The organism is Dietzia sp. DQ11-44, assembly GCF_014145205.1.
Taxonomy (GTDB): Bacteria; Actinomycetota; Actinomycetes; order Mycobacteriales; family Mycobacteriaceae; genus Dietzia; species Dietzia natronolimnaea.
Genome location: NZ_JAALEC010000694.1, coordinates 1 through 12,119, shown reverse-complemented (window position 1 = coordinate 12,119; position 12,119 = coordinate 1). Strand labels below are relative to the sequence as shown.

The 12,119-nt window shown below is 62.6% G+C and carries 8 protein-coding genes; 7 read left to right on the top strand and 1 reads right to left on the bottom strand.

Annotation, left to right across the window (positions count from 1 at the left end):
- The first annotated feature begins 407 nt into the window (after positions 1-407).
- The 7 genes from G6018_RS15795 (at position 408) to G6018_RS15760 (ending at position 9,028) form a co-directional block, all read left to right on the top strand.
- Positions 408-617, top strand: a complete 210-nt coding sequence (locus tag G6018_RS15795; RefSeq protein ID WP_007625927.1) for a heavy-metal-associated domain-containing protein — start codon at positions 408-410, stop codon at positions 615-617.
- A gap of 86 nt (positions 618-703) precedes the next feature.
- Positions 704-3,076, top strand: coding sequence for a heavy metal translocating P-type ATPase (locus G6018_RS15790; RefSeq protein WP_182611234.1), 2,373 nt, complete (start codon positions 704-706; stop codon positions 3,074-3,076).
- Positions 3,073-3,429 carry a metal-sensitive transcriptional regulator gene (locus tag G6018_RS15785; protein WP_017838595.1) on the top strand — a complete coding sequence of 119 codons (357 nt, stop codon included), beginning with the start codon at positions 3,073-3,075 and terminating at the stop codon, positions 3,427-3,429. Before G6018_RS15790 ends, G6018_RS15785 begins: the two co-directional genes overlap by 4 nt.
- An 882-nt stretch (positions 3,430-4,311) precedes the next feature.
- Entirely contained in the window at positions 4,312-6,486 is a 2,175-nt protein-coding gene (locus G6018_RS15775; RefSeq protein WP_206682243.1) for a heavy metal translocating P-type ATPase, read from the top strand.
- A gap of 131 nt (positions 6,487-6,617) precedes the next feature.
- On the top strand, positions 6,618-7,088 hold the full coding sequence (locus G6018_RS15770) for a CueP family metal-binding protein (protein WP_241732183.1): 471 nt from the start codon (positions 6,618-6,620) through the stop codon (positions 7,086-7,088).
- Between the two features lie 67 nt (positions 7,089-7,155).
- Complete coding sequence (locus G6018_RS15765) at positions 7,156-8,457, top strand: APC family permease (protein ID WP_182611236.1); 1,302 nt, start codon at positions 7,156-7,158, stop codon at positions 8,455-8,457.
- 181 nt (positions 8,458-8,638) lie between these two features.
- Positions 8,639-9,028 carry a four-helix bundle copper-binding protein gene (locus tag G6018_RS15760; protein WP_228549190.1) on the top strand — a complete coding sequence of 130 codons (390 nt, stop codon included), beginning with the start codon at positions 8,639-8,641 and terminating at the stop codon, positions 9,026-9,028.
- A 121-nt stretch (positions 9,029-9,149) separates the two neighbouring features.
- Here G6018_RS15760 and G6018_RS15755 read toward each other — a convergent pair whose 3' ends face one another.
- A complete protein-coding gene (locus G6018_RS15755) occupies positions 9,150-10,091 on the bottom strand; it encodes a hypothetical protein (protein WP_182611237.1) in 942 nt (313 codons plus the stop codon).
- Between the last annotated feature and the right edge of the window lie 2,028 nt (positions 10,092-12,119).

Below are 12,119 nucleotides of genomic sequence, written 5' to 3'. Positions count from 1 at the left end.
ACGCTCCGTGAATCAGCGGGGCTAGCCTAAGAGGCCCTCGGCCAGGGTTCCGAACAATTGGTTGCGGATACAGACATGGCCGGGTGTTGGCCTGCGTTAATACGCGTCGCCCGTCTCTATGACGAACTGCTCAACTGCGGCGGCAAGGGCCTGGTTCGCGCTGCACCGCCAGCACGGTGAGCTCGTCTCCGCGCTTCCAAAGACCTTGCCGCCACGGCTCTTGCGCCCGCCTACTGGTCAATCCATACGGCGTCCGGGCGATCAGAGTGCAGGCGGAGTGAGCCGCGGACACAAGCGAACATCACCCTTGACCAATACCCCTACGGGGTATAGGTTCATTGGTGTTCGGATTGATCCGAGCCATCGGATGTCTCAACGAACTACACCCGTCAACGGAAGGAGCCGTCATGGCTACCAGCACCAAGGAGTACACCGTCCAGGGCATGACCTGCGGACACTGTGAGTCGTCGGTCAAGGAGGAAGTCGGCGAAATCGCGGGCGTCTCCATGGTGGAGGCCTCGAGCAAGACCGGAACGGTGTCGGTCTCCGGCGAGGGCTTCACCGACGAGCAGGTCGTCGCCGCCGTCAAGGAAGCCGGCTACACCGTCACCTCTTGACGCGAAGCGATCTCGCCAGCCCCAGCAGCTGGCGAGATCCCTGGCCCCGAGCACACCACCCGTTCACCGTGAAGGATTGATCCTCGATGACCCAGACTCAACCCTCCCAGATGCACCCCGCGGTGGATCTGATCGACATAGATCTGGGCGTCACGGGCATGACCTGCACTTCGTGCTCGGGGCGGGTCGAGCGCAAGCTCAACAAGCTCGACGGGGTGGACGCCACGGTCAACTTCGCCACCGAGTCCGCGTCCATCTCCTTCGACCCGAGCAAGGTCGACACGGACGCGCTCATCGAGACCGTGCGCGGTGCGGGATACGACGCGTTCACGATGAAGAATGACGACGACCAGGCTGTGGACGCAACTTCCGCAGGTGGCGGCGCCGGTCCCCGAGACCAGATCGAGGAGGCCAGGGAACGCGAGACCGCAGACCTCAAACACCGTCTGATTGTCTCGGCTGCACTCACGGTCCCGGTGGTCTTGCTGAGCATGATCCCGGCACTGCAGTTCACCAATTGGCAGTGGGCCGTGCTGACCATGGTCACCCCCATCTTCTTCTGGGGAGGCGCACCCTTCCACAAGGCCACCCTCGCCAACCTGCGGCACGGCTCGTTCACCATGGACACCCTGGTCTCCATGGGCACGGCGGCCGCCTACCTCTGGTCACTGTGGGCACTGTTCCTCGGCAACGCCGGCATGCCCGGCATGACCATGGAAGTGCATCTGCTGCCCACAAACTCCACGATGGACGAGATCTATCTGGAGACCGCCGCCGTGGTGATCTCCTTCCTGCTGCTGGGCCGCTGGTTTGAAACCAAGGCCAAGGGGCAGTCCTCCGCCGCACTCAAGGCGCTCCTCGACATGGGAGCCAAGGACGCCGCCGTCCTCCGCGACGGCGTCGAGGTCCGCATCCCCGTGGGTCAGTTGAAGGTCGGCGACATCGTCGTGGTGCGCCCGGGCGAAAAGATCGCCACCGACGGTCGCGTCACCGAGGGTTCGTCCGCGATCGACGAGTCCATGCTCACCGGCGAATCCGTCCCGGTTGAGGTCACGTCCGGCTCCACGGTGACCGGCGCAACCATGAACACCTCGGGAAGACTGCTGATCGAGGTCACCCGCACCGGCGAGAACACCACACTGTCCCAGATGGCCAAGCTGGTCACCGAGGCGCAGTCCAAGAAGGCCCCGGTCCAACGACTGGTCGACCGCATCTCGCAGGTCTTCGTGCCCATCGTGATCGTCATCGCGATCATCACCCTGCTCGTGCACTTGTTTGTGGTGGGAGCGGGACTGGCCACCGCGTTCACCGCCGCCGTGGCCGTGCTCATCATCGCCTGCCCGTGCGCACTGGGCCTGGCCACTCCCACCGCACTCCTGGTCGGTACCGGCCGCGGCGCCCAGATGGGACTGCTCATCAAGGGGCCCGAGGTCCTAGAGTCCACCCGGCGCGTCGACACCATCGTCATGGACAAGACCGGCACCGTCACCTCCGGAGTGATGTCCGTCAGCCAGGTCACCACTGCCGCCGGATTCGACCGGACGGATCTGCTGGTCAAGGCCGCTGCGGTGGAGGCCGCGTCCGAGCACCCGATCGCCCAGGCCATCGCCCGCGAGGGTGCAAAGAGTCTGGCGGGCGAGGGCCCCGTGGCCGACAGGGAGGCCGGATCCGCCATTCTGCCGGAGGTCACCGGGTTCACCAATACTGCAGGCCGTGGCGTCACGGGCACCGTCGACGGTGCCGTGGTGACCATTGGTCGCCCTGAGGGCTCCCTGCCGGCGGACCTGCGGACCGCGTTCGACGATGCCCAGAAGCAGGGCGGCACCCCTGTGGTCGCCCAGATCGACGGCACCGTCGCGGGCGTGATCACCGTCCGCGACACCGTCAAGCCCACCTCCGCCGAGGCGGTAGCCGGACTCAAAGCTCTCGGATTGACCCCGTGGCTACTCACCGGCGACAACGCCGGAGCCGCACGTGTCGTGGCCAGCGAGGTCGGCATTGATCCGGCCAACGTGATCGCCGAGGTCATGCCCCACGACAAGGTCGCCCAGATCGAGAAACTGCAGGCCAAGGGCAAGAACGTCGCCATGGTCGGCGACGGCGTCAACGACGCGGCAGCTCTCGCCCGGGCCGAGCTCGGACTGGCGATGGGCGCCGGCACGGACGTGGCGATCGAAGCCTCCGACATCACTCTGATGAACGACGACCTGCGATCCGCCGTGGACGCGATCAGGCTGTCACGCCGGACCCTGGGCACCATCAAGGGCAACCTATTCTGGGCGTTCGCCTACAACGTCGCACTGATCCCCGTCGCTGCGATCGGACTGCTCAATCCCATGCTCGCAGGCGTCGCAATGGCGTTCTCGAGTGTGTTCGTGGTGACCAACTCCCTACGCCTGCGCGGGTTCACCTCAAGCCACGCGACCCCCAACCACGACCAGACCAGGAGCCAGCAATGACGGATACCCCGGACCTCGCCATCGACCCTGCAGCCGAGCACGATGCCGAAGCCGCTGGCTGCGAGACCCACAGTCACCACGGCTACATGAAGGAAAAGGACCGCTACAAGGCCCGGCTCAAGCGGATCGAGGGCCAGGTGCGGGGCATCCACCGCATGATCGATGAGGAGCAGTACTGCATCGACATCCTCACCCAGGTCAGCGCCATCAATTCCGCACTGCGCAACGTCGCCCTCGGCCTGCTCGACGACCACATGCGCCACTGCGTCGCCGACGCAGTGAACGAGTCCGACGAGGCCGCAGAGATCAAATTCAAGGAAGTGGCCGACGCCATCGCCCGCTTCTCCCGCTAAGCGGGGGCGGGTAGGTGCATGGGAGGCCCCGGCAAGGTCGCGAGCAGGATGCTTCGCGGATGTAGCCGAGCCCCGAAATTCGGTGAACACGCCTCACCAACATACCCCGTTGGGGTATAGTTTGCGGGTGGGAAAGCCAATGAACTCGCACGGCAGAAACCAGGAGAGAACATGACATCTGATCGAATTCAGGATCCGGTCGACGCCGCCGGTTAGCTCGACGAACTCGCGGGCCCTATCCCGGGCTGGCAACCCGGTTGTTCCAATCGTCCCAGGCCATCACCGCAGGTCGTCACCGAAGAAGCCTTCGGGTTCGAGCAATGTGGCTACGGAGTCGGGCCAAAGGCAGCTCACCCTGGCCCACGCCCTTGGGCGCCCGAAAGACCAGCAGCGGCGGAGGGTGCTTCCATCGTTCCGAGCGCCCTAGAAGGGAGCCGCCATCATCGTGGCGCCAGCCCGAACCACTCCCCTGACGAACATCTTGAGCAAACCTTCACACAATCTCCACCACAATCCGCTGGCTCACCCACGATCCTGACTGTCGGCCGGACCCCAGAACGCCAGGACGTGCGTCATCACCGACGGGAACGGCGATCCTGGGATGGGCGGTGTCACGAACGTGGTCGGCCGAGCACAGATGTCAGCACGATTCGATACCCTGCGGCGGTATCGGCTCGTGGCCCGGAGCAACTGCTACTTGGCCCCACGGGAAGAGATGTCCATGACCCCTAGAACACATCATGCGCTAGGGCTCACCGCTGTCAGGGAATCATGTTCTTGCTGTTTCACTCCCTCGAAACTCCTGCATATCGAAGCTGCCGGACGCATGCCGCTCGAAGATCACGCCAACCAGGTGGCAATGGACAAGACGGAAGGGACCAAATGAATCAGTCGCACGATCATCATGACCACGCCCACAGTCACGGATCCGGCGGAGCCGCGGCCGGGCACCTCAACGAGCGAGACACGGCGGTAGCTGAGCACCATCACCCGGACGGGCCCCAGGAGACGACGGGCCACGCCCATGCGGGGCAGCATCACGCTGGCCATGAAGACCATGGCGGTCATGCCGGGCACGGAGACCATGTCGGGCAGTTCCGACGTTTGTTCTGGATCATGCTCGTCTTGGCGGTGCCGGTGGTCGGCTTCAACGAGATGTTCGCCGACCTCATCGGTTACCAGCTGCCCGACGCCGGATGGGTGTGGTGGGTCTCCCCCATCCTGGGCACAGTGATCTACCTCTGGGGCGGCCGGCCGTTCCTGACCGGCGCTCTCTCCGAGGTCCGCGCTCGTCAACCCGGCATGATGCTGCTCATCGGCTTGGCGATCACCGTGGCGTTCATCGCCTCCTGGGGCGCAAGCCTGAGCTTGTTGGATCATGAGCTGAACTTCTGGTGGGAACTGGCGCTGCTGGTAGTCATCATGCTGCTGGGCCACTGGATCGAGATGCGCTCCCTGGCGCAAACCACCTCTGCACTCGACTCCCTGGCGGCACTGCTACCCGATGAGGCCGAGAAGGTCGACGGCGACGACGTGGTCACCGTCGCACCGGCCGATCTGGCGGTCGGCGACGTCGTGATTGTCCGCCCCGGTGCTTCTGTGCCCGCCGACGGCAAGATTATCGACGGCTCGGCCAGCATGGACGAATCCATGGTCACCGGCGAGTCCAAGGCGGTCCGCCGTGAGATCGGCGAGCAAGTGGTCGCCGGCACGGTGGCCACCGACTCCGGCTTGCGCGTCGAAGTCTCCGCAATCGGTGACGACACTGCCCTGGCCGGAATTCAGAAGCTGGTGGCCGACGCGCAGGCATCCTCCTCGCGTGCCCAGCGCATCGCCGACACCGCGGCCGGCTGGTTGTTCTGGTTCGCCCTCGCATCGGCGGCGATCACCGCTGTCATCTGGAGTGTTCTGGGGATGCCGGATGCGGCGGTGGTGCGCACGATCACCGTGCTGGTGATCGCCTGCCCGCACGCCCTGGGATTGGCGATCCCGCTGGTGGTCTCGATCGCCACCGAACGCGCCGCCCGCGGCGGCGTACTGATCAAGGACCGCCTCGCGCTCGAATCGATGCGCACCGTCGACGCCGTCCTGTTCGACAAGACCGGCACCCTGACCAAGGGCGAACCCACCGTCACCGGAATCGAACCGATCGAGGGACACACCCAAGACGAGGTACTCGCCCTCGCCGCGGCGGCCGAGAGCGACAGCGAGCACCCGCTCGCCAGAGCCGTGGTCGGGGCCGCAAGGGCCCGCGAACTGACCGTGGCGAAGGCGACCGACTTCTCCTCCTCGCCAGCTGTGGGCGTGAAGGCCACGGTGGAGGGCACCGTGGTCGAGGTCGGCGGCCCCTATCTCCTCGACCAGCACGATCGCGACGAACTCCCCGTCGCCGATCAGTGGCGTACCGAGGGCGCGATCATCCTGCACGTCCTCGCCGAGGGCCGGGTGATCGGCGCGCTGCGGTTGGCCGATGAGATCCGGCCCGAGTCCCGTGACGCCGTCGACGCGCTCCATGCTGCCGGTGCGCAGGTCGTCATGATCACCGGCGATGCTCAGGCCGTCGCTGACACCGTCGCCGCCGAGCTCGGCATCGACCGGGTCTTCGCCGGGGTCCGGCCAGAAGACAAGGCCGCCAAGGTCGCCCAACTCCAGCACGAAGGCAAGAAGGTCGCCATGGTCGGCGACGGGGTCAACGACGCGCCCGCACTGGCCCAAGCCGATGTGGGCATCGCCATCGGCGCCGGGACCGACGTGGCGATCGGCTCCGCCGGCGTCATCCTGGCCTCATCGGATCCCCGCTCTGTGCTCTCGGTCATCGAACTCTCCCGGGCGAGCTACCGCAAGATGAAGCAGAACCTGTGGTGGGCCGCCGGCTACAACCTTGCCGCCGTGCCTCTCGCCGCCGGCGTGTTGGCTCCGATCGGATTCGTGCTGCCCATGAGCGTCGGCGCCATCCTCATGTCGCTGTCAACAGTCGTTGTTGCCCTCAACGCCCAGCTGCTGCGGCGCCTCGACCTGAGCCCAGAATCCGTCACAAGAGCGATGGAGCGAGGATAACCACCATGACAACCACCGACACCTCTCGGCGACGAGTCGCATCCGCGTTCCTTGCTGCCGCCGCGTTGACTCTCGCCGGCTGCTCGACCGGACCGTCAGGCAACGCGTCGACAGAACCACCCGTCACCTCGTTGGAGTCCTACGATCTCGCCGGCCTCGAGGCACCCCAGATCATCAACACGCTCGACACCATGCCGGTGGCCGACAGGCCGAACGATCTGATCGCCTCGGTGCAGCCGACTGAGCTCGTCTTGACCAGTGGCGATGAGAGCCTCGAGACGATTCCTATTCCAGAGGACCAGTTCTATCTGTCAGTGGCTCCGTATTACACGAGCACCCACCCCTGCCGATTCCACAGCCTGACCACTTGCCTCGGCGAGATCGCCAACGAACAGGTGCACGTCACAGTCACCGATAACGCCTCCGGTGACACCCTCATCGACGAACCGCGCATCACCTACGACAACGGCTTTCTCGGGCTCTGGCTACCGCGAGGCATCACGGCCACGCTCACCATCGACCACGACGGCAGAACGGCCACCGCTCCGATCTCCACGGGCGACGATGACCTCACCTGCCTGACCACTATGCAACTCGCCTGACATCCCCACTCGCGCCGATATCGCCACCGACGCGGCCACCCACCGGCAGGAAGGTAGTGCGGTCAGCATGGACCACAGCACACAGTCCCAAGACAAGCTCACTCTCACCGGATCCGTCGCGCTGGGAACCGGGGTAATGATCGGAGCCGGCATCTTCGCCCTCGTGGGCCAGGTCGCGGAATTGGCCGGCGGCTGGGTGCCGTGGGCGTTCCTCGCCGGCGCGGTGGTAGTGGCGTTCAGTTCCTACTCCTACATCCGGTACTCGGCCATCAACCCGTCCTCGGGCGGGATCGCGATGCTGCTCAAAGCCGCCTACGGGCCCGGGGTGGCGGCCGGCACGTTCTCCCTGTTCATGTACGTGTCGATGATCCTCGCCGAGTCCCTGCTGGGGCGGACCTTCGGCACCTACGTGCTGCGGCCGTTCGGCATGCAGGACTCCTCCCTGTGGGTGCCGGTGCTGGCAGTGCTCGCCATCGCCGCCGCCGCGCTGGTCAACCTGGTGGGCAACCAGTGGGTCGAGCGGTCAGCAACCGCTACCGCGGCGCTCAAGATCGTGGGCATCGCTGTGCTGGCGATCGCCGGCATCCTGGCCGCGGGCGTGTCCTCGCTGGACCGACTGTTCACCGTCGCCGAACGCACCCCACCGGAGCACGGCTGGATGGGCTTTCTGGCCGGGGTGACCCTGTGCATCCTGGCCTACAAGGGCTTCACCACGATCACCAACCAGGGCGCGGACCTACGGGACCCGGAGCGCAACATCGGCCGCTCCATCATGATCTCCATCGCCCTGTGCACCGTCCTCTACCTGTTGATCACCGTCGCAGTAACCGCCAGCCTGACCGTTCCGCAGATCATCGGGGCCCGCGACTACGCCCTCGCCGAGGCTGCCAAGCCGATGTTCGGATCCTGGGGCGTCACGCTGACCGTGATCATCGCGGTGGTGGCGACGCTGTCAGGACTCATCGCGAGCTTGTTCTCTGTCTCCAAGCTCTACGACATGCTCCGCGACATGGGCCAGGTGCCGGGACTACCCGGGGCCGGCGGACACCAGTCGCTCTACATCACAGCCGGCCTGGCGATCCTCATGGCAGCCTTCTTCGACCTGTCACAGATCGCCTCCCTGGGGGCGATCTTGTACCTGGCAATGGACATCGCCATCCACTACGGGATCGTCCGACGCCTCAAGGACGACGTCAATGCCAAGGCGTGGATCCCGTGGGTCGCGATCGTCCTCGACGTCGCAGTGCTCGTACCCTTCCTCCTGCTCAAGGCGCAGTCCGACCCACTCACGCTGGGCATCACCGCGATCGTGGCCCTAGTCATCATCACAGCGCAGTGGATCACCGTGCGTCACCGCTCCGCACAATGATCCGCCCTTCTGCGAAAAGCCGATACAACGGGTATTGGACGCTTGTTATTACAAAGATTCTGCGAAGGTCGAACCGAGGGACTGTAGCCAGTTCTGCGCATCAGTAGCGTCGGCGTTAGCTGGGCGCCTCCAGCGACGACTCGGAGAAGAAGGGAGCACATCGATGTCTCACATCACTTCAATGATCGAAACCCACCCCAACGACGCTTCCGGCATAGACGTGCAGAAGCTTGCCGACTGCATCGCCGCGTGTCTCGAATGCGCACAGACTTGCACCTCGTGCGCTGACGCCTGCCTGGCCGAAGAGATGGTCGCAGACCTACGGAACTGCATTCGCCTCAACCTTGACTGCGCCGATCTCTGCGCAACCACTGGCAAAATCCTCAGCCGTCGCACCGGGCAGAACCTCGCCACGGTCAAGACCACGCTCGAGGCATGCCGGACAGCATGCGCAGAATGTGCCACCGAGTGTAAGAAGCACGAGGACATGCACGAGCATTGTCGAGTCTGCGCCGAAGCCTGCCGCAAATGCGAACAGGCCTGCACCGAACTCCTGTCCGCGATCAGCTAACGATCAATGCCCGGCCTGGTCGGTCGTACGACAATCGACCAGGCTGGGCCACCCGCCGATATCCATGCCTTATGTAAAGCGTAGCGATTACCGACATGACGTCCGCGGCACAGCAGAAAAACTATCGAGCGGCTTTTTTGTCAGCTCGAAATCCAGTCTTCGAGAGAGACCCAGTGAACAGGTCCTCATTCAAAAAATAAAGCACCTGTGGAATGTCGTCCACCTCGAAACGCAACTTTCCACCGACACCCATCAACCTGTCTGGATCTAGTTCATTTTCTTCCATTGCCAGACGCAGGTCACTGCTCGACACGCTCGATAGATGATCCCGTCTAACTATCGCTTCCAGACGTGCCTTAAGGCGCGAATCTCTCTTTACTCGAGTTTCGAGTAAGTCTTGACTGACGGACTCCATCGGAACCGACGCCGCAAGGATAGTAATCCATTCAGGAATCTTTTTTGCCAAAGTTTCCTGGTCGCGAAAAAAGGCAGAAAAGACAGTTTGACTAAAGATCCCCAACTTGCCGCGGAAAGAAACCAAATCGATCCATTCATCGAACGCAAATATTGGGTCCTCCACGCGCTGCAGAGTGTCTGACAGCGTGGAGTATATACGTCCCCTCTTAAGTCCCCGGCGAGGATTTGATCTGCGGATAAACACAGCCCTGTCGCCAGCCTCTCCAACTACAATTGCATAAAAGGAAAGGTCTCCTGCAGGGAGATGCTTGGGATTAATCTCCTCTAATCGCTCCGCCCATCCAAGAACTGACAGGAACTTTTCGCCAGAATGTTCGGCGGCGAGATTGGGGGCATCTCCCACCTGGTCGACGTCTAGCACTAAATAGGTCTCTGGAGATAGGTCAGCATCGGGCGTCCAGTCGGCAGGCTCTCTTTGTGCCAGTTGACTCGAGGCGTTCTGGACCACATCCCGGAAGGCAGCTGCTACCTCTTGACTTAAGAGTACCTGCCGCAATTTTAGACTTTTCCCAGATGTCCATCCGACCACCAGTGTCATCGCTGAGCTTACATCGATGTTCTGAACATCAATACCCACGTCACTCATTCATGCGCTCCGTTTCATTTACATCGACTTTGTATATGTGGCCAGATAGCGGGACCGCCGCGATACTCGCCCCGACCCGGGGGCGCGTTCGGGAAACAATCAAGGACTCATGCCCTCCTCCGTCCCGAATCGAGTATATGTGGTACCCCAGAGCGAGCAGTGCCGGATTGACGAGAGAGAGATCGGTGCGGTACAGCAAGATTGCAATCAAGACGATTAGCACCGAATACGCTGCAGCGTTTCCCCAATCATTGATATCTACAAATAAAAATGGCACAATGAAAGTTAGTAAATAAGTCGGTACTTGTTGAGTTTCGTCCCTCGATTCGCTTATTACGAACAACCTTGGGACTACCGAGCTCCGCGCTTTTAGTATAAAAAACACCGTAAGTATAGCGACTGTCGCTAACGCGAATAGTGCTATACCGATAAACCGATGACTTGCAACCAAGCGAAAGCCTACAACGAGTAGCGCCGGCGCTAGTGCAGAAATGAACAACCAGATCCGTGTCATCCCAATCCTGCTTGCTCACAAAGCATTTTTGTCTCCTGCCTCCGTGCGCGCCTAGCGGCGTGGGAGGGAGACAATCCCAGAACAGTGTGCTGCACCACACCGCCCTCACAAAGATGCGCACGTGCAAAGAGGCCAAGAAATCGATTTGGGTAGACAGCCGGCATGCGGAGGCCATCCGCTCGGAGTCTCGTGTTCATTGGGCGATAGTCGCATGCTGATCCGACACTGGGCAGGAAATCGAGTTGCGAAGCTGAGCACTGCCGCCCCGAACCGCTCTGAACCGCCCCAGGGGTGTCCCGCCACCTCCTTTGCGAGTCGAGGGGAGGGCACCCCTCTCATTTGCTTGGATCTGAGGGGCCCCGACAGGGCAGCGGCCTCGGACCCGCCCGCCAGTAACGGGACTTCCCATAATTTGCGTCAGACGCTGTCGCGTTTGACGATCGTCTAACGCGACTCTTCGTGAGCGAACCGTTGACTTCCGGCTCGCGCAGCACGAACCCTAAACCCGGCTCTTGTCGGTGTGGCACGTACAAGTAGCGCAGCAAATGTGGAGACATCACGGCCTTGTGTGGCACTCCTAATCCAGCGACGTGCTCCTCCGGGGGCTTCTCTGGATCCGAGATCGGGGCGAGCTGGTCGACCCCGACAATCGGCGCCGTATTCTTCGATCGCCCAAACACGAGGTCGCGGACAATCGCTGATGGCTCTTCCCCCGCTTTGAGGCGGTCCCGCGCTTCGGCGACCTGCTCGCCGGTCAGGCCGCGTCTGCGTCCCGTGCACCTGGCCTTGGAGGGGACACATCTGATCGCTCCAATGTGACTGCAGTGAAGACAAGGAAGACGCAGAAGGCCAAGAGAAGTCCGGTCACGATTGACCAAAGGATACTTCCTGCGGTGAACGCCCAAATAAAGAGAGCAAGGAACAATCCGGCTAGAAAAAGCGTGAACAATATATCTTCGGACTTGGAGGACTTCCTTGGTGGCCGGCCCGGGGTCCGAGTACTGCTGCTAACGGGGCTCGACGTCGCAGGCTTCGCCGGTGATGGCGACTTCGGCTTGTACGGCTTGGCTGCCCCCATGCGGTTGTACGTACCGCACGATTGGCAGTAAAGCTTTTGCGTTGCGACGAGAGGAGCAGCCAAGCCCGCTACGCCCACCGTCGCTACGCCAGCGGTGGCGCCGAGGATCTTCGCTCTCCTGGTGCGCTTTCGCGTAAAGCTCTTCCCGCCACAGTTTGAACACCGAAGATCGCCACTCCCATCCACCTGAATGTCTTCCACCGCGACCCCTTCGACGAATGAGTCTGAAGCCAGATATGCCTCAGGATGCACATAAGTATGACCTAACAACAATCTGCTGGCTCAGCATTGCCGTCCTCACTACTGGGTCGTGCAACTAAGCCGAGAGCAGCAGCTGAGTCCATCCCGGCTTCAGCGAACCCCTTTCTGCACTTCTCTCTGCAGCGCGCGATAGAGCGTCGATCGCCCGACCCCCAGATCACGTGCGATCGCCGAT

What these genes read in the sequence shown, in the direction of transcription:
- G6018_RS15795 (WP_007625927.1), top strand. Translation starts at nt 408, where the DNA reads ATGGCTACCAGCACCAAGGAGTACACCGTCCAGGGCATGACCTGCGGA.
- G6018_RS15790 (WP_182611234.1), top strand. Translation starts at nt 704, where the DNA reads ATGACCCAGACTCAACCCTCCCAGATGCACCCCGCGGTGGATCTGATC.
- G6018_RS15785 (WP_017838595.1), top strand. Translation starts at nt 3,073, where the DNA reads ATGACGGATACCCCGGACCTCGCCATCGACCCTGCAGCCGAGCACGAT.
- G6018_RS15775 (WP_206682243.1), top strand. Translation starts at nt 4,312, where the DNA reads ATGAATCAGTCGCACGATCATCATGACCACGCCCACAGTCACGGATCC.
- G6018_RS15765 (WP_182611236.1), top strand. Translation starts at nt 7,156, where the DNA reads ATGGACCACAGCACACAGTCCCAAGACAAGCTCACTCTCACCGGATCC.
- G6018_RS15760 (WP_228549190.1), top strand. Translation starts at nt 8,639, where the DNA reads ATGATCGAAACCCACCCCAACGACGCTTCCGGCATAGACGTGCAGAAG.
- G6018_RS15755 (WP_182611237.1), bottom strand. Translation starts at nt 10,091, where the DNA reads ATGAGTGACGTGGGTATTGATGTTCAGAACATCGATGTAAGCTCAGCG.